The organism is Paracoccus marcusii (genome assembly GCF_006151785.1).
GTDB classification, from domain to species: Bacteria; Pseudomonadota; Alphaproteobacteria; order Rhodobacterales; family Rhodobacteraceae; genus Paracoccus; species Paracoccus marcusii.
Genome location: NZ_VDDD01000023.1, coordinates 1 through 17,542 on the forward strand (window position 1 = coordinate 1; position 17,542 = coordinate 17,542).

A 17,542-nucleotide genomic window follows, 5' to 3' on the forward strand; every position below is an offset into this window, starting at 1 on the left:
CGCCGCCAGATCGGCGGCCAGCAGGTGCGGCAGGCGTGCGGCCTCGGCCGCGCCGTCGGCCCCGTCGCGGATGGCCGCGCGGGCCGCATCAAGGCGTAGACGCGCGGTCCGGGTCACCGCCTGACGGCCATGAGCGTCGATCAGCGACGGCACCGCCAACAGCACCTGATCGACCGATGGCAGCGCCCTGAACCCCGACATCAATAGCCTGCAAGGAACGGGTTGAACCCGCCGCGATGCTTGTCGGTGTCCTTCATCAGCAGGTCCAGCCCCAGGCTGCCGACGTCGTCGGCGATCGCCTCAAGGCTGGGGTTCTTGTTCTGGTACAGGATCTTGACCCAACTGTCGCAATCGCCACAGACCTCGGCCCGGACAGTCGCCTGGTCGGTCTCGACGCTGCGATAGCTGATCTGGCCGGTCTGGCCGCAGCACAGGCAGGTCAGGCGGACCTCGTTCCATTGGGTCTGGCAGCAGGCGCAGGCGGCATAGCGCACGCCGTCCAGATCGCCGACCCCGATCACGCTGGAGGTCGCGGGCTTGCCGCCGCAGACCGGGCAGACGCCCGTGCGGATCTTGACCAGTTGATCGGCGGGCAGCCCCGCGGCAAGGCGCGACAGATGCAGCTGCACGGCCAGCGACGCGAACAGGTGCGGCGCGATGCTGTCATCGGGAATGCTGTCGGACAGGATGTTCTCCAGCAGCCAGTGACGATCGGCCAGGGGCGCGGCGGTCACGGCGGACAGCGCGATGCGCGCGGGTTCCGGCATGTCCAGCGCCGCCGCATGGGTCAGCACCGCGTCCAGGACGGCATGCAGGTCGGGGTCGGATGCCAGCCGCTGTCGGTCGATTGGCGGCATGCGGTTTTCGCGGGCCAGGCGGATGCGGTCGGCGGGTAGGGGAGCGGGGCGGGGCAGTTCCTCCGCCAGCCGGGCCTGGAGGTCCGCTAGCTGACCCAGAAAGGCCAGCCACGGCCCAAGGTTGTCGCTGTGCTGCGCCAGGAAGGCCAGGCGCTTGGCACGGGTCGCGAACAGGCGCATGGGCTTGGGCAAAAACACCAGCGGCGCCGTGGGTACGCCGCCGATGGCCGATGGATCGGGTTGGATGGTGGTGTTCATGTCAGTCTCCGGGCCGAACCGGCCACAGGGGATGCCGGTGATGGTGGCCGGCAGATTACTCTGCCGGGCCCTTGTTGTCGCGGCTGGCGATCTCTCGCAGCCATTTGCGGTGGTGGCGCCAGGCCCATCCGCCGGTGACCGTGCCCCGGGTCATCGCGCGCAGCGTGCCCCGCGTCCAGATCGCGGCATAGACGTGCATGATGAACACCAGGATGATCGCGACCGCGGACAGCGCATGCACCAGGACCGCGATGCGGCGCAGCGGCACGCTGACCAGATGGCCGGCGACCTGCTGCCAGATCATCACGCCGGTGACGATCAGCACGATGATCAGGGCGGACATGCCCCAGAAGACGAACTTCTGGCCCGCGTTGTACTTGCCCAGTTCGGGCAGGTTCTCCTCGCGGCCCTTCACCACGTCGCCGATCTGGGCGACCCAGGTCGTGTCCTCTGGCTTGGGCATGTTCAGGCGCCACAGCTGGATGAACATCAGCGCGAAGCTGAGGAACAGCACCACGCCGATGATCGGATGGATCCAGCGCGTGGTCTGCCCGCCGCCGAAAAGCCCGGTCAGGAAGTACAGCGACGGGTCGAACAGCGCCAGGCCGGACAGCGCCAGCGCGATCAGGCTGAACGCGGTCACCCAGTGGTTCGCGCGCGTGAACCCGCGATAGCGGCTGACCTCGACCGGCTGGATGCTTTCCAGCCGGTCACCCCGTTCCGAGTAGTACGGACGATGCGCCATCAGACGTGCCCCCCGCCGGTCGGACCGCCGTCGGGGTCTTCGCCCTTGACCAGCTTGTCGGCGGCCTCGATGTCATGCTCCTCGACCTCGTTGCCGCGGGCGAACAGACCGTGCAGCGTGGCACCCACCGCGGCCAGACCGATGGCCGCCAGGCCCGCGGTCTTGGTCACGCCCTTCCAGCCCTCGACCACCGGAGAGATCCGAGGATTTTCGGGCAGGTCGTTGTAGATGCCGGGCTTGTCCGCGTGATGCAGCACGTACATCACGTGGGTGCCGCCCACGCCGGCCGGATCGTACAGGCCCGCGTTTTCATAGCCGCGCGATTTCAGGTCCTCGATCCGGGTCTCGGCATGCGCCTGCATGTCGGCCTTGGTGCCGAAGACGATGGCCTGCGTGGGGCAGGCCTTGGCACAGGCGGGACCTTGGCCCACGGCCACGCGATCCGAACACAAGGTGCACTTGTAGCTCTTGTGGTCGGTCTGGCTGATGCGCGGGATGTCGAAGGGACAGCCGGTGACGCAATAGCCGCAGCCGATGCAATTGTCGTGGATGAAATCCACGATGCCATTGGAATACTGCAAGATGGCACCCGGCGCCGGGCAGGCCTTGAGGCAGCCCGGATCCTCGCAATGCATGCAGCCGTCCTTGCGGATCAGCCATTCCAGGTCGTTGGTCGCCGGGTTCTCCCATTCCGCGAAACGCATCAGGGTGAACATGTCGGGGGTCAGGTCGTGGGGGTTCTCATAGACCCCCACGTTCTCTCCCACCGCCGGGGTCGTATCGTTCCATTCCACGCAGGCGGACTGGCAGGCCTTGCAGCCGATGCACTTGGACACATCGATCAGCTTGGCCAGCTTTTCCAGCTGGCGGTCCGGTTGCGGCACGTTCCGCGTGGCCGAGATGCGCACGACGTCGCGCGCATCGAAATAGGCCTCGGTCGGTTGCACGGGCGGGTTGGACGCCGCCGTGGTCGGGCTGTTTGCCATGTCGTTCATGCCACCGGCTCCTCGGTTGCGGGTTCGATGTTGACCAGGAACGCCTTGAATTCAGGCGTGTCCGTGTTCGCATCCCCGATGAACGGCGTCAGGCTGTTCGGCCCCCAACCCTTCTTGGCGGCCCCCATGAAGCCCCAGTGCAGCGGAATGCCCACCACATGGACGGGCTTGCCGTCACAGATCAGCGGCTGCAGGCGACGGGTGACCACCGCCTTGGCCCAGACCTGTCCGCGCTTGCCAAAGACGCGCACGCGGCTGCCGTTGGTGATGCCGCGCTCCTCGGCCAGCTGGACGCTGATCTCCACGAAGAACTCGGGCTGCAACGCGGCGTTCACCCGGTTGTGCTTGGTCCAGTAGTGGAAATGCTCGGTCAGGCGATAGGAGGTCGCGACGAACGGAAACTCGTCGCTGGTCCCAAGCCGGGCCACGTCGCTTTCGAAGACACGCGCCACCGGGTTCCCGCGCATCCGCGCGTTGAACACGTTGGCCATCGGGCTTTCGAACGGCTCCATATGCGTCGGGAAGGGCCCGTCGCGCATCATGCCCCGGCTGAACAGGCGCGAGACGCCCTCCTGGTTCATGATGAAGGGTCCGACCGTCGACGGGTCCGCCGTCGGCGCGATGTCGGGCACGTCGTAGCCGCCCCATTTCGCCCCGTCCCACTGGATCAGCGGGCGCGTGGCATCCCAAGGCTGGCCCGCCATGTCGGCCGAGGCGCGGTTGTACAGCACGCGACGGTTGGCCGGCCAGGCAAAGGCCCAGTTCAGGAACATGCCGGTCTCGTCGGGATCGGAATTGTCCCGCCGTGCCATCATGTTGCCGTCCTCGGTCCAGCTGCCGGCATAGATCCAGCAGCCCGCCATGGTCGTCCCGTCATCGCGCAGCTGTCCGAAGCCGGACACCTGCTGACCCGCCTGCAGGATCTGCGCGCCCGTGGCCGGGTCCGTCACCGGAGCCAGCGCGCGGCCGTTCATCTCCTTGGCCAGTTCCTCGGGCGTGGGCTCTCCCGGATCGGCATAGTCCCAGGACAGGTTCACGATCGGATCGGGGAAGGCGCCGCCTTCGGCCCGATACAGGTCGCGCACCCGTGTCCAGATCTGCGCCATGATCCAGGTGTCGTGCTTGGCCTCGCCCGGCGGCGTCGCACCCGGCCAGTGCCATTGCAGCCAGCGGCCCGAATTGACCAGCGCGCCCTCGTCCTCGGCAAAGCAGGTCGTGGGCAGTTCCAGCACTTCGGTCTGGATGCTGGCCGTGTCGACCTCGTTATGCGCGCCGTGGTTCTCCCAGAAATGCGAGGTCTCGGTGGACAGGGGGTCCATCACGACCAGCATCTTCAGCTTGGACAGGCCCGCCGTCACCTTGCCGCGGTCCGGGATGGACAGCATCGGGTTGAAGCCCTGGCAGAAGTACAGGTTCACCCGGTCGTTGTTCATCAGTTCGAACATGCGCAGGATGTCATAGGCCGGAACGTCCAGCTTGGGCAGGTATTCGTATGCCCAGTCATTCTCGGCCGTGGCGGCATCGCCCCACATCGCCTTGAGGAAGCTGACCATGAACTTGGGATAGTTCTGCCAATAGCTGGTCTGACCCGGCTGCAGCGGCGTGAACTCGCGCGTGGACAGATAGGTCTGCCAGTCGACCTCCTTCTCGGTCGGGATGTTCAGGTATCCCGGGATCAGGTTCGACATCAGGCCGATATCGGTCAGGCCCTGGATGTTGGAGTGACCGCGCAGCGCGTTCATCCCGCCACCGCGGACACCGATATTGCCCAGGATCAGCTGCAGCATCGCCATGCCGCGGATGTTCTGGGCGCCCTTGGAATGCTGGGTCCAGCCAAGCGCGTACATGGACGTCATCGTCCGGTCCACGGCGGAGCATTCGCCGATCATCCCGCAGATATCCAGGAACTTGTCACGCGGCGTGCCGGTGATGTTCTCCACGAATTCCGGCGTGTAGACGTCGACATGCTGCTTGAGCATGTTCCAGACGCAGCGCGGGTCCTGCAGCGTGGGATCGGTCAGCGCAAAGCCGTCCTCGCCTATCTGATAGTCCCAGCTCTCCTTGTTGAAGTCGCGCTTTTCCTCGTCATAGCCGGTAAACAGGCCGTCGGACCAGCCGAAGTCCTCGCGCACCAGGAAGGACGCGTTGGTATAGTTGCGGACATAGTCCCACTGGACCTTGTCGTTCTCGATGCACCAGCGGATCACCCCCATCAGGAAGGCGATGTCGGTGCCCGGACGGATCGGCGCATAGTAGTCCGCGACCGATGCGGTGCGGGTATAACGCGGGTCGACCACGATCAGCTTGGCGCCGCGATGCGCCTTGGCCTCGGTCACCCACTTGAAACCACACGGATGCGCCTCGGCGGCGTTGCCGCCCATGACGATCGCCAGGTCGGTGTTCTTGATGTCAGTCCATGGATTGGTCATCGCTCCACGGCCGAATGTCGGGCCCAAACTGGACACCGTAGGGCCGTGTCAGACGCGTGCCTGGTTGTCGAATCCCACAATCCCCATGGACCGGACCGTCTTGTAGGTCAGCCATGCGGTTTCGTTGGTCGTGGCCGACGCCGCCAGGAATCCCGTCGTCGTCCAGCGGTTGACGGGGGTGCCGTCATCGTTGGTGGCGATGAAGTTCGCGTCCCGATCATCCTTGAGGGCGCGGGCGATCTTGTCCAGCGCCTCCTCCCAGGTGATCTCCTCGAAGCGGTCCGATCCCGGACGGCGCAGGCGGGGCTGCGTCAGGCGCGTGGGCGCATGGACGAAGTCCTTCAGCGCGGCGCCCTTGGGGCACAGCGTTCCGCGGTTCGTGGGGTGATCGGCATCGCCCTCGATATGCATCAGCTCGGCGGTTTCGCCGGCCTTCACGTCCCCGCGCGAATACATGATGATCCCGCAGGCGACCGAGCAATAGGGACAGGTGTTGCGTGTTTCCGTGGTCGTGGCCAGCTTGAACGCGCGCACATGCGCCGCCTCCGCTGCCTCGGCCCCGCCGAAGCCCATGGCTCCAAGCGACGTTGCCGCAACCCCCGCACCCGCTAGCCGTAAAAAGCCGCGACGCGAAAGGTCGATATTCATGGGACCCTCCCTCTGCCTGTCAAATTCGATAGGTACATCCCAATTCTCTGCCGCGGCCCCGGCCAAGTCAAGGCACGAAGCCTTGCGCGCGACCGAACGGACGGTCTAGAACAGGGCATCAAGCCGATGCGCCGGGGGCGTTCGGGCCGCGTGGCTCCGCCGGAAACGGGGGCTTGGCACATCGGCGCGAGACCCCGCGTTCAGCGGGGTCCGCCGATCCCAGCCCTCACACCCTGACCGGAGCCATCCCATGTCCCTGATGTCACGCCTGCTGGCCACCGTCCTGGCCACCGCCCTGCCGCTTTCCGCCGCAGCCCAGGAAACGCTGTATTTCTCGGCCATTCCCGACGAGGACGAGACCCGCCTGGTCGAACGCTTCACCGCCGTCGCCGACTATCTGTCGGAGGAACTGGGCGTGCCGGTCGAGTTCGTTCCGGTGAAATCCTATCCCGCCGCGGTCACCGCCTTCCGCAACGACCAGGTCCAGCTAGCCTGGTTCGGGGGGCTGTCGGGCGTGCAGGCGCGGCTGCTGGTCGACGGGGCCCGCGCCATCGCGCAGGGCGACGAGGATACCAGTTTCGTCAGCTATTTCATCGCCCATACCGACACCGGCCTGACCGAGTCCGAGGATTTCCCCGAAGCCGCGCGGGGCATGTCCTTCACCTTCGGCGCCAAGACCTCGACCTCCGGGCGCTTGATGCCGGAATACGCGATCCGCGAAAATACCGGCGAGGCGCCGGAGGCGTTCTTTGACCGCGTGGGCTTCTCGGGCGATCACAGCCAGACGCTGCGGCTGGTCGCGTCGGGTGCCTGGCAGGTCGGCGCGCTGAATTATGCCGTTTACGATCAGGCGGTTGCCGATAACGCGCCCGAGGTCGAGACGGCCAAGGTCATCTGGAAGACGCCGCCCTATCCCGACTACAACTGGACCATCCGCGGCGACGTGGACGCCCGGTGGGGCGAGGGCTTCGCCGACAAGGTCCAAGCCGCGCTGGTCGGCATGGACGACCCGGACCTGCTGGCGGCGTTCCCGCGCAACGCCTTCATCCCCGCCGCGAACGAGGACTACGCCCCCATCGAACAGGTCGCCCGCGATCTGGACCTGCTGGAGTAATCCTTGCAACTGCTGGACGGGGTCGATCTGGGCTATGGCGGCACGCCCGTCCTGGCCGGGGTGCGACTGCATGTCGCGCCGGGCGAACGGGTCGCCCTGCTGGGACGCAGCGGTTCGGGCAAGTCGACGCTCCTCTCCGCCCTGCACGGGGCGGCGGCGGGGCGGGGAATGCGAATCGCGCTGGTCCCGCAGGACGCGGCGCTGGTCCCCCAGCTGTCGGCCCTGCGCAACGTGCTGATGGGGCGGCTGGACGATCACGGTGCCTGGCGCAACCTGCGCACGCTGGTCCGTCCAGCCTCCCCCGACCGCGCCGCCGCCCTGGCCGATCTGGACCGCGTGGGTCTGACGCCCCAGGCCGATGCCCGCGTGGAATCCCTGTCCGGCGGGCAGAAGCAGCGCGTGGCCCTGGCCCGTGCGCTGCATCGCGGCGGCGACCTGATCCTGGGGGACGAGCCGCTGTCGGCCGTCGATCCGCGCCACGCGCAGGAGCTGGCCGCGCTGCTGCGCGCGGCCTTCCCGACCGCGATCCTGGCGCTGCATGACGTGGCCGTCGCGCGGGCCTTTGCCACGCGGGTCATCGGGCTGAAGCAGGGCGTCTTTCTGTTCGACCTGCCGGTGGACCAACTGGATGCCTCACGGATCGAGGCCCTTTATGGCTAGCCTGTCGCGCCTTGGCGTGGTGGCGGGATTTCTGGCCGTGGCCGCCCTGTGCCTTCCGCTGGCCGACCTGACGGTGGCGGGCCACGATCCCTGGGCCGCGCTGGCCCGGATGGGCCGCGGCTTCCTGGCGCCCGATTTCGGCGCCATCGAACAAATCGCCCGCGCCGTCGCGCTGACCGTGGCCTTTGCGGTCGCTGGCGTGACCCTGGGGGGCATGGCGGGGCTGATCCTGGCGCCCTTCTATCGGCTGCGCGCGGTGCGGGGCCTGGCCATCGCCCTGCGCTCGGTCCACGAGCTGTTCTGGGCGCTGCTCTTGCTGCAGGTCTTCGGGATCAGCGTCTGGTCGGGGGTTCTGGCCATCGCGCTGCCCTATGCCGGGATCTTCGCCAAGGTCCTGTCCGAGATCCTCGACGAATCCGACCGCCGCCCCGACCGCTGGCTAGGCCCGTCGGTCGATCCGCTGACGCGGTTCCTCTGGGCGCGCGCGCCGCTGGCGTGGCCGCAAATGGCGACCTATGCGCTCTACCGGCTGGAATGCGGGCTGCGGTCGTCGGCGGTGCTGGGCTTCATCGGGCTGCCGACGCTCGGCTTTCAATTGGACACGTTCTTCCGGCAGGGGGAATACGGCGCGGCGGGGGCGGTCATGGCGATCTACATCACGCTGATCGCGACGGTCCGGCTGTGGATGAGGCCCCGGCTGCTGCTGGGCTGGCTGATCTTCGCCGCGGTGATGCTGGCCACCGTGCGCACGCCGCCGATGGGGCAGGGCGAGCTGTGGCGGTTCCTCAGCCAGGACATCATCCCCGCCCCCCTGCGCCAGGGCGACCCCGCCGCCCTGCTGCCTTGGCTGTGGGATCTGACGACAACCGCGATCCTGCCCGGCCTGGCCGCAACGCTGATCGTCGCACAGCTGGCGCTGGTGCTGGCAGGGGCCGTGGCCTTTGTCGCGCAGGCCGCGATCGTGCCCCGCGTGACGGGGCGCATCGGCGCCGGCGTGAGGCATCTGGTGCTGGTGATCCTGCGGTCCTTTCCCGAATACATGCTGGCCTATCTGTTCCTGCAGGTCTGGGGGCCGTCCATGCTGCCCGCGATCCTGGCGCTTGGGCTGCATAACGGGGCGATCATCGGGCATCTTCTAGGCCGTCAGGCGACCGGACTGACCCTGCGCGCGGACGCGCCCCGCGGCCTGACCCTGTGGGGCTGGGAGATCGTGCCGCGCCTGTTCGGAGCCTTCGTGGCGCTGTGCCTCTACCGGTGGGAGATCATCATCCGGGAATCGGCGATCATGGGCATCCTGGGCATCGCCACCCTGGGGTTCTACCTGGACGACGCCATCGGGGAACTGCGCATCGACCGCGCAGTCGTCATCCTGGCCGCGACCGGGCTGGTCACGGTCGGCATCGACGCGCTGTCGCGCGCCATCCGCGCCCGCCTTGGCGCGGGCGATCTGCATGTCGGGGACGCGCGGCCGGGGGCGGTGCCCGGCCAGGCGACCAACTGCTAGGCGGCCATCTGCGGCTGGCGCACCGCGCAGGCAAAGGCCAGGAACTTGCCATCGTCGTTGGACACCAGATCGCCCATTGGACGGGGCGTCCAGCCAAGCCGCGACGCCATGCGCAGGAACGCGGGCGGCCCCAGGAACAGGCAGTCGGTGGCACCGACGTCGTGCAGGTATTCGTTCGACGCCTCCAGGATCGCCTCGGCCAGGCCCGGTACGGGCAGGGCGGCAAAGCGCGTCAGTTCCCACGCCTGCGGGTCGACGGGGGGTTCGTCATGGCACAGGTTGGTGGGCATGCCCGGCAGCAAGCCGCGATGCGCGTCGCGGATCATGTAGGAATAGACCACCTTGCCGCCGCCGAACGAACAGTCGGTCCGTTTCAGCCGCGCCCCGCCGATCGCACGCCCGTCGCGATGGGCGATCACGTAGACGGTATCGAAGGTGTCGTACTGCTCGAACTCGATGCCTTCGGCGTGGTGCAGGGGCCATGCCATGCGATCCACGAAGATCTGCTTGCGCAGCTGGAAGAAGCTGGCCACCAGGTCGAACTGGGCCATGTCGCGCGGCAGGCGGATCGTGGCGATCTGCACGTCTGTCATCGTCTGTGTCATGTCACGCATCCCTATTGCCGATACCCGTCGGGCAGCTTGGCCAGTCCCAGGAACTGGCGACCGCCGGTCACCTTGTTGGGCAGCCACAGGCCCCAGCTGGTGACCTCGACCGCCAGCACGCCTTCATCGGCATAGGCATCGAAATAGGTCAGCATCGTCTCGACCATGTCGCGGCTGAATTCCGCGGTTGCCAATCTCGGCTCTCTGATTCCCTTAACCACCTTTGTCCTCCATAGCTGACAGGTGTTAACGGCTTGCTACCCATGGCCGGGCTTGTCGCGCGAAAAGCGGACAAGCTGCCTTTTCAGTATGTCCGAAAAGGCATATCCTGCAGGTCGTGAAGCAGGAGAGGCGTGATGCTGAACGATCTGATCCCCAATTTCGACGCTGAGATCGCCGAAATGCACGCTCTTGCGCCCTCGGGTTGGATCATGGGGTTCAACCTGACCTACAAGGGCCCCGAACACCTGCACAACGCCTATCCTGATGCCTGGCGGTCCATCTACGAGGACCGGAACTACTTCTTCGGCGATCCCATCGCGATGTGGACGATGACCCATGACGGCGCCGCCCGCTGGTCCGAGGTGCGCATCCCCGACCTGCGCGGGGTCATGCAGGCGGCACGGCGGTTCCGCCTGAACTATGGCGTGGCGATATCGCGCAAGGTGGCAGGCAAGCGGTCGTTCCTGACGCTGTCCCACCCCGACCGCGAATTTTCCGATGACGAGATCGCGCGCTGCCGCGCCAAGTTCAACCTGTGGACCGACCTGGTCCTGAACCGGGCCGCCCTGACGCCCGCCGAACTGGACGTGCTGCGCTGCTTCCGCGACGGTCTTGGCCAGATCGAGACCGCGACCCAGCTGTCCATCGCCGAATCCACCGTCAAGCAGCGGGCGATCAAGGCCTGCGGCAAGCTGGGTGCGAAAAGCCGCACCCAGGCCGTGGCCATCGCGGTCGCCCGCAACTATCTGTGACCGCTACTGGATCGCGCGGATCGCCGGATAGGCGGCGCGATAGGCCCGATGCGCAGCGGCGAATGCGTCGCGCAGACCGGCATCCGGCGCGATCTCGGCGGTGACGCGGGGCGGGGTCATCACCTGCTCGACCGTTCCGGCCCCGGCGGCCACCATGCCAAGCCGTGCGGCGCCCAGGGCCGCGCCATAGTCGCCGTCCTCGGGCAGGGTCAGGGTCACGTCCAGCGCGGTCGCGATCACCTCCAGCCAATAGCGTGACCGCGCCCCGCCGCCGATGGCCATCAGCCGCGTCGGACGCGCGCCTGTCGATTGCAGCGCGACAAGGCTGTCGGCCAGCCCGAAGGCCACCCCCTCCAGCACGGCGCGGGTCAGGTCGTTGCAGCCGGTCGCGGCCGCCAGCCCGGTCAGGCTGCCCCGGATCGCGGGGTCGTTATGCGGCGTGCGTTCCCCGGACAGATAGGGCAGGAAGCGCACCGGGCCCGGCGCGCGCAGCGGTCCAAGGTCGGCGGTCAGCTGGGCGGGCGTGGCCCCCGTGACACGGCCCAGCCAGTTCAGGCTGTCGGTCGCGGCCAGCATCACGCCCATCTGGTACCAGCGCCCTGGCACCGCGTGGCAGAAGCTGTGCAGCGCCGTGTCGGGCGCGGGGGCATAGCCGTCGCGCGCCGCCAGCAGCACCCCCGATGTGCCAAGCGACACGAAGCCCGCGCCTTCGGCCATGGCGCCGATCCCGCAGGCGGCGGCGGCATTGTCCCCCGCACCCCCGGCGACCGTCACTGGCCCGGACAGGCCCCATTCGGCGGCCAGATCGGCACGCAGCCGACCGGCGGGGGCGGACCCCTCGATCAGGCGAGGCATCTGCGCGCGGGTCATTCCGGTCGCGGCCAGCAGGTCGTCCGACCAGTCGCGCGCCCCGGTGTCCAGCCACGACGTCCCCGATGCGTCGGACAGATCGCCCACCGCCTCTCCGGTCAGCCACAGGTTCAGATAGGCCGCCGGCAGCAGCACCCGCGCGGCTTGGGCGAACAGGTCCGGCTCATGCGCGGCCATCCAGGCCAGCTTGGGCGCGGTGAAGCCGGGGAAGACGATGTTGCCGGTCAGCGTGCGAAACCGCGGATCGGCGTCCAGCGCGTCGGCCTCGACATGGCTGCGCGTATCGTTCCACAGGATCGCGGGGCGCAGCACGCGGTCCTGCGCATCCAGCACGCAGGCGCCGTGCATGTGCCCCGCGACGCCGATGCCGCGAAGGGACGCGAATTGGGGATGCGCCGCGCGCAGATCGACCACTGCACCCTGCAGCGCCGTGATCCAGTCGGCAGGGTCCTGTTCGGACCAGCCGGGATGGGGATGGGCCACCTCGTAATGGCGCTCGGTCGAGCCGATCGGCTGTCCCGCATCATCCACCAGCAGCGCGCGCAGTCCCGACGTGCCCAGATCGATCCCCAGAAAGCTCATCCCGCATCCTCCGTGTTGTCCCGCCAGACCTTCAACACGAAAACCGAAATGTCCAGCCGCCGCCTTGCACCCGGGCCCGCTTCGGACAAGGGTCGGGGGGAAACGAACGGAGCGTGCCATGACCCCCCGCATCATCGACCGCGACAGCGCCCGCGGGCTGGACTGGCCCGGCGCCATCGACGCGCTGCGCCAAGGGCATCTGGCAGCCGCCGCCGAGGTCAGCGACCTGTTCCTGGGGCCCGGGTCGGGCAGCCTGCTGACGCGGGCGGCCTGGCTGCCTGGCCGGGGCTTCGGCGTCAAGGCGGTGACGGTCTTTGGCGACAACCCGGTCCGCGGCCTGCCGTCGGTGCAGGGGGCGATGCTGGTCTTTGACCCCGAAACCGGCGTGCTGACCGCCGTTATCGATGCACCGCTGGTCACCGAATACAAGACCTGCGCCGATTCCGTGCTGGGCGCGCAGATCCTGGCCCGGCCGGACAGCCGCCGGTTGCTGATCGTCGGGGCGGGGGTGCTGGCCGGGGGGCTGGTCGCGGCCTATCGCGCGGGCATGCCGCATCTGGATCAGGTGCAGGTCTGGGCGCGCCGTCCCGAACAGGCGCGGGCGCTGGCCGAACGCCTGGCGGCAGAGGGTCACGCGGTCACGCCGGTCACCGACCTGGCCGCGGCGGTGGCCCAGGCCGACATCGTGTCCACCGCGACGATGGCGCGCGAACCGGTGCTGCGCGGGGAATGGGTGCGCCCCGGCACGCATGTCGACCTGATCGGCGCCTTTCGCGCCGAGATGCGCGAGGCCGACGACGCGCTGATGACTCGCGCCCGCATCTTTGTCGACAGCCGTGCCACCACCATCGCCCATATCGGCGAACTGGCGATCCCGATCGCCGCGGGCGTTCTGACGCCCGACGACGTCCTGGGCGATCTGTACGACCTGGTGCCCGGCCGGTGCGGGCGCACGGGCGCGGACCAGATCACGGTCTTCAAGAACGGCGGCGGCGCGCATCTGGACACGATGATCGCCGCCTGGATCGCCGCCGCGGCCTAGGGCAGGGCGGGCATCACGCGCCCGGTGCAGGGCCCGAACCCCACGCGATAGCCCGCCCCCTGCGCGTGGGCGAACAGACCCACCTCGTCCCCGTCCTGCAGGAAGGTCCGAGGCTGGCCGTTCACGGTCACGGGCTGCTGCCCGTTCAACGTCATCTCCAGCAGGGCGCCGGTCTGATCGGGGGTGGGACCAGAGATCGTGCCAGATCCCAGCAGGTCGCCCACGTTCATCGGGCAGCCCGAACTGGCGTGATGGGCCAGCGCCTGCGCCTGCGACCAGTGCATCACGACATAATTCACGCGTGCCATGACCTGCCCGTTCAGCGTCCATCCCATCGCCAGGTCATGAAAGCCCGGGCGGCTGTCGCGCAGATAGGGCATGGGGTCCACCGTCCGGGCGGCACCGGCGCGGCGGAACGGCTGCAGCGCGGCGCGGGTCACGATCCACGGGCTGATCGTGGTGGCGAAGGCCTTGCCCTGAAACGGCCCAAGGGGCTGATACTCCCACGACTGGATATCGCGCGCCGACCAGTCGTTCAGCAGGACATGGCCAAAGATCATGTCCTCGGCCTGATCGACGGTGATGCGGGTGCCAAGGCCAGTGGCCGCCCCCACGATGGCGCCCAGTTCCAGTTCCAGGTCCAGTCGGCGGCTGGCGGTCCATTCCGGACCGGCGGGGCCGGCGACCTGGCCCATCGGGCGATGCACCGGCGTTCCCGACACCATAACCGACGAGGCCCGGCCGTTATAGCCGATGGGCATATGGTCCCATTGCGGCGGCAGGGCGTTGTCCGGCCCCCGGAACAGGCATCCCACGTTGAACGCGTGGTGGCGCGAGGCATAGAAATCGGTGAACCCCTCGACCCGGATCGGCAGGTGCAACCGCGCGCCCGCCATCGCCACCAGCGGCAGGTCACGGGGTCCGTCGGGGGACAGCAACGCCGTCAGCCGTGCCCGAGCCGCCGCCCACGCGTCCGGACCGCGGGCGATGAAGTCGTTCATCCGTGGCGCGGCAAAGGTGCCGCCCGCATCCAGCAGTCCCTGCGCCTCGCACGCGGCCAGATCCAGGATGCGGTCGCCGATGGCCACCCCGCAGCGCGGGCCGCGGTCGTCCGAAAACACGCCATAGGGCAGGTTGTTCAGCGGGAAATCGCAATCAGGCCGATTAGCGGACAACACCTGCGACGGCATCAGGCCGGGTTCGGCACCGGTCATTTGACCCCCGGCGTGCCGTCGAACTTCTTCTCCAGCCGGTTCCAGACATCGATGTATTCCGGCTGCATCGGCGCTTCGTGGGCGGCGTATTCGGTCAGATGCTGGGGAAAGCGCGTCTCGAACATGAAGGACATCGTCTCGGCCAGCTTGTGCGGCACCAGGTCGCCGGTCGTCGCCTTGTCAAAGGCCTCGCGGTCGGGGCCGTGGGGCAGCATGCAGTTGTGCAGGCTGATCCCGCCAGGGGCGAACCCCTGAGGCTTGGCGTCATAGATGCCGTGGATGTTGCCCATCAGCTCAGACATGATGTTCTTGTGGTACCAGGGCGGGCGGAACGAATGTTCGGCCACCATCCAGCGGTCGCGGAACAAGACGAAGTCGATGTTCGCCGTCCCGTCCTGTCCGGACGGCGCGGTCAGCACGGTGAAGATCGACGGGTCGGGGTGGTCAAACAGGATCGCACCGACCGGCGAATAGGTCCGCAGATCATATTTGTAGGCGCAATAGTTGCCGTGCCACGCGACCACGTCCAGCGGGCTGTGGTCGATCCATGTCTCATGGAACTGGCCGCACCACTTGATGACCACGCGGGACCGGGCGTCCCGATCCTCGAAGGCCGCGACGGGGGTCTTGAAGTCGCGCGGATTGGCCAGACAGTTCGCGCCGATGGGGCCGCGGTCGGGCAGGTCGAACTTCTGACCATAATTCTCGCAGACGAAGCCACGGGCGGGGCCTTCCAGCACTTCGACCCGATAGACCAGGCCGCGGGGAAGGATCGCGATCTCCTGCGGCTGGACGTCGATGGTGCCCAGTTCGGTACAGAACCGCAGGCGGCCCTGCTGCGGCACCACCAGCAGTTCGCTGTCGGCAGAGAAGAAGTATTCGTCCCGCATCGACGCGGTGACCAGATAGACATGGGTCGCCATGCCGACCTGGATGTTCACGTCGCCCGCGGTCGTCATGGTGCGCATGCCGGTCAGCCAGGTCAGGTCGCCCTGGGGGACCGGGATCGGGTCCCACCGGTACTGGCCCAGGCTGGTCACCCCCGGCAGGACATGCGGCGCGGTCTTCCAATAGGGGAGATCGATCGCCGCGAACCGCCCCGTGTGATGCACGGACGGGCGGATGCGATAGCACCAGGTCCGCTCGTTCTGGCCGCGCGGCGCGGTGAAGGCGGTTCCCGACAGCTGTTCCGCATAAAGGCCATAATTGCAGCGCTGCGGACTGTTCTGGCCTTGGGGCAAGGCATCGGGCAGGGCCTCGGTCTCGAAGTCGTTGCCAAAGCCGGGCAGGTATCCCGGATGGGCACCCGGACCCGCCGGGGCACGGGTCATTCCCGAGGTCTGAACGCTGTCGGTCATCGCGGCACCCAATTTCATTGCATCTGCAACGAATATATCCGGCGGTGCCGCGATCCGTCAAGCGACGCGGCCTTGCACCCGCCGCGAGGTCCGTGAATGCTGATGCCTTGGGAACCGGAGGCCGACATGTCCGACATGCGCATCGCCAAGCTGGGTCCGGGCGACCTGTCCGCCTTCAAGGCCATCCGGCTGGAGTCGTTGCGCCTGGCGCCCACCGCCTTTGCCAATACCGAGGCCGACTGGTCCGGCCTGACCGATGACGAATGGGTCGGCCGGATGACGCATCCCGTCTTTGCCACCTTCCGGGGACAGGACCCGGTCGGGATCATGGGCCTGCTGCCGCAGCGGGGCGAACGGCGATCGCATCGGGCGACGCTGATCATGGTCTATCTGCGCCAGGACCTGCGGGGAACGGGGGCAGCGGATGAGCTGCTGCGCGCTGTCATGGATTTTGCGACCGTCACAGGGCTGCGACAGATCGAGCTGGCGGTGAACCACCACAACACGGCCGCCATCCGGTTCTATCTACGGCATGGCTTTGTCCAGACCGGCCGGATCCCTGCCGCGCTGATCGATGCGGGACAGGAGGTGGACGAATTGCTGATGGTCAGGCGTCCGTCCTGACCGGACGGGTGTGGACTCACGCCGAAGCGCAAATCTCTGATTTTCTTCTATTCCAGTCTGTTTCTGAGAGCCATCAGGTTGCTTTCGAAGACCTCCGCAGGTGTCCGGTAGCCCAGGCATTTGCGAGGCGTGGAGTTGAGGCTCTGGCAAATCGACCTCAAATATCGATTTGTCAGAGCCGTTGGTTCGGTCGAGCGTGGCAGGTGCTTTCTCAGCCTGCCATTCGTGTTCTCGACCGTTCCTTTTTGCCACGGCGCCTGCGGATCGCAGAACCAACTGACGGCGCCCATCCCGCTCTCCAGCCTTTGCCAGGCAGAGAACTCAGTCCCGCGGTCGAAGGTGATCGACTGGCGTGCCTCGGCGGGCAGGGGAGCGAGCCCCGCGATCAGCGCTTCCATGATTGGCTCGGAATGGCGATCCTCATTGCGCATGACAACGGTAAACCGGCTGACCCGCTCGACCAGGGAGGTGACATTCACCTTGCCGTTTTCCTTGCGGAACATCATCAGATCGCATTCCCAATGGCCGAACTCCTGACGCTCGGCAACGGCCGGGGGCCGGTGACACAAGCTCTGGCTGTCCTGGATGCGACTGCGCTGATGTCGTCGGTGGTTTCGCGGCCTGCGACGTCTGCGATGCTCGGGCAGGTGACGATAGAAGGCTTCCGCGAGGCCAAGCTTTGAATAGGCGAAGCGGTAGATCGTTTCATGGCTGACGCAGATGCGGTGCTGCTCAAGCCGCATCCGGCCAGCAATCTGTTCCGGAGACCAGCCCGCCTTGAGCGCATCCTCGACCGCTGCCTTTACCTCCGGGTGGGCGACCAGCTTTCGGTGAACCGCACGGCGGCGCTCATACTTGTCCTGAGCAGTCACCGCATAGTAACCGCTATACTGCGGAAGCTCGGCGTCCAGATACGTGTTCCGCTTCAACTCCCGATAGATCGTCGAGGGTGGGCGCGAAAGCCGGTCTGCAATTTCCGGCACCGGCATCTTGCCCTCGCGCCATTTGGCAATCTTTCGACGTTCTTCGAAACTCAGGTGCTGGTAGTGGGAAGTCATTGCCA

Annotated in this window: 17 protein-coding genes and 1 pseudogene; 6 read left to right on the forward strand and 12 right to left on the reverse strand. The window is 67.3% G+C overall.

All coding sequences use genetic code 11. The features are described from left to right. The 6 genes and pseudogenes from FHD68_RS05640 to FHD68_RS19960 form a co-directional block, all read right to left on the reverse strand. Positions 1 to 201, reverse strand: a pseudogene (locus FHD68_RS05640) (L-seryl-tRNA(Sec) selenium transferase); the annotation flags it as partial. After that, positions 201 to 1,115, reverse strand: coding sequence for a formate dehydrogenase accessory protein FdhE (fdhE, locus tag FHD68_RS05645; protein ID WP_045983440.1), 915 nt, complete (start codon positions 1,113 to 1,115; stop codon positions 201 to 203). The gene fdhE and the pseudogene FHD68_RS05640, both read right to left, overlap by 1 nt. 55 nt (positions 1,116 to 1,170) lie before the next feature. Then, positions 1,171 to 1,860 carry a formate dehydrogenase subunit gamma gene (locus tag FHD68_RS05650; protein WP_045983439.1) on the reverse strand — a complete coding sequence of 230 codons (690 nt, stop codon included), beginning with the start codon at positions 1,858 to 1,860 and terminating at the stop codon, positions 1,171 to 1,173. Beyond that, positions 1,860 to 2,855, reverse strand: a complete 996-nt coding sequence (gene fdxH, locus FHD68_RS05655) for a formate dehydrogenase subunit beta (protein WP_208863742.1) — start codon at positions 2,853 to 2,855, stop codon at positions 1,860 to 1,862. The genes FHD68_RS05650 and fdxH overlap by 1 nt, the downstream gene beginning before the upstream one ends. Beyond that, entirely contained in the window at positions 2,852 to 5,320 is a 2,469-nt protein-coding gene (fdnG, locus tag FHD68_RS05660; protein ID WP_482811964.1) for a formate dehydrogenase-N subunit alpha, read from the reverse strand. The genes fdxH and fdnG overlap by 4 nt, the downstream gene beginning before the upstream one ends. Before the next feature lie 12 nt (positions 5,321 to 5,332). Next, positions 5,333 to 5,932: a twin-arginine translocation signal domain-containing protein gene (locus FHD68_RS19960; RefSeq protein WP_045999772.1), complete on the reverse strand. Its 600-nt coding sequence runs from the start codon at positions 5,930 to 5,932 to the stop codon at positions 5,333 to 5,335. A 259-nt stretch (positions 5,933 to 6,191) separates the two neighbouring features. On the opposite strand from FHD68_RS19960, the gene FHD68_RS05665 reads away from it, so the two are divergent. The 3 genes from FHD68_RS05665 to FHD68_RS05675 are packed head-to-tail and all read left to right on the forward strand — an operon-like array spanning position 6,192 to position 9,210. Continuing rightward, complete coding sequence (locus FHD68_RS05665; protein WP_127899560.1) at positions 6,192 to 7,046, forward strand: putative selenate ABC transporter substrate-binding protein; 855 nt, start codon at positions 6,192 to 6,194, stop codon at positions 7,044 to 7,046. 3 nt (positions 7,047 to 7,049) lie between these two features. Then, on the forward strand, positions 7,050 to 7,706 hold the full coding sequence (locus FHD68_RS05670; protein ID WP_127899489.1) for a phosphonate ABC transporter ATP-binding protein: 657 nt from the start codon (positions 7,050 to 7,052) through the stop codon (positions 7,704 to 7,706). Next, positions 7,699 to 9,210 carry a PhnE/PtxC family ABC transporter permease gene (locus FHD68_RS05675; RefSeq protein ID WP_127899488.1) on the forward strand — a complete coding sequence of 504 codons (1,512 nt, stop codon included), beginning with the start codon at positions 7,699 to 7,701 and terminating at the stop codon, positions 9,208 to 9,210. The genes FHD68_RS05670 and FHD68_RS05675 overlap by 8 nt, the downstream gene beginning before the upstream one ends. On the opposite strand, the gene FHD68_RS05680 is transcribed toward FHD68_RS05675, so the two are convergent. Together FHD68_RS05680 and FHD68_RS05685 are read right to left on the reverse strand one after the other, a co-directional pair. Further along, positions 9,207 to 9,815 carry an acyl-homoserine-lactone synthase gene (locus FHD68_RS05680; protein WP_164871481.1) on the reverse strand — a complete coding sequence of 203 codons (609 nt, stop codon included), beginning with the start codon at positions 9,813 to 9,815 and terminating at the stop codon, positions 9,207 to 9,209. The genes FHD68_RS05675 and FHD68_RS05680 overlap by 4 nt on opposite strands. An 11-nt stretch (positions 9,816 to 9,826) precedes the next feature. Then, positions 9,827 to 10,036 carry a hypothetical protein gene (locus tag FHD68_RS05685; RefSeq protein WP_139085354.1) on the reverse strand — a complete coding sequence of 70 codons (210 nt, stop codon included), beginning with the start codon at positions 10,034 to 10,036 and terminating at the stop codon, positions 9,827 to 9,829. Between the two features lie 135 nt (positions 10,037 to 10,171). On the opposite strand from FHD68_RS05685, the gene FHD68_RS05690 reads away from it, so the two are divergent. Continuing rightward, positions 10,172 to 10,789 carry a helix-turn-helix transcriptional regulator gene (locus FHD68_RS05690; protein WP_127899486.1) on the forward strand — a complete coding sequence of 206 codons (618 nt, stop codon included), beginning with the start codon at positions 10,172 to 10,174 and terminating at the stop codon, positions 10,787 to 10,789. Between the two features lie 3 nt (positions 10,790 to 10,792). Here FHD68_RS05690 and xylB read toward each other — a convergent pair whose 3' ends face one another. After that, complete coding sequence (gene xylB / locus FHD68_RS05695) at positions 10,793 to 12,241, reverse strand: xylulokinase (RefSeq protein ID WP_127899485.1); 1,449 nt, start codon at positions 12,239 to 12,241, stop codon at positions 10,793 to 10,795. A gap of 118 nt (positions 12,242 to 12,359) precedes the next feature. Between xylB and FHD68_RS05700 the strand changes: the two genes are divergently transcribed. Beyond that, positions 12,360 to 13,283 (forward strand): ornithine cyclodeaminase family protein, encoded by a 924-nt coding sequence (locus FHD68_RS05700; protein WP_127899484.1) that lies wholly within the window; start codon positions 12,360 to 12,362, stop codon positions 13,281 to 13,283. Here FHD68_RS05700 and fahA read toward each other — a convergent pair. Both fahA and hmgA read right to left on the reverse strand, forming a co-directional pair. Further along, positions 13,280 to 14,497 carry a fumarylacetoacetase gene (gene fahA, locus FHD68_RS05705; protein WP_127899483.1) on the reverse strand — a complete coding sequence of 406 codons (1,218 nt, stop codon included), beginning with the start codon at positions 14,495 to 14,497 and terminating at the stop codon, positions 13,280 to 13,282. The two genes, FHD68_RS05700 and fahA, sit on opposite strands and share 4 nt — an antisense overlap. After that, positions 14,494 to 15,855 (reverse strand): homogentisate 1,2-dioxygenase, encoded by a 1,362-nt coding sequence (gene hmgA, locus FHD68_RS05710; protein ID WP_127899482.1) that lies wholly within the window; start codon positions 15,853 to 15,855, stop codon positions 14,494 to 14,496. Before hmgA ends, fahA begins: the two co-directional genes overlap by 4 nt. 96 nt (positions 15,856 to 15,951) lie before the next feature. Here hmgA and FHD68_RS05715 point away from each other — a divergent pair, with 96 nt between their 5' ends. After that, positions 15,952 to 16,479: a GNAT family N-acetyltransferase gene (locus FHD68_RS05715; protein WP_244297768.1), complete on the forward strand. Its 528-nt coding sequence runs from the start codon at positions 15,952 to 15,954 to the stop codon at positions 16,477 to 16,479. Between the two features lie 47 nt (positions 16,480 to 16,526). On the opposite strand, the gene FHD68_RS05720 is transcribed toward FHD68_RS05715, so the two are convergent. After that, positions 16,527 to 17,537, reverse strand: coding sequence for an IS30 family transposase (locus FHD68_RS05720; RefSeq protein WP_139085362.1), 1,011 nt, complete (start codon positions 17,535 to 17,537; stop codon positions 16,527 to 16,529). Positions 17,538 to 17,542 lie beyond the last annotated feature (5 nt).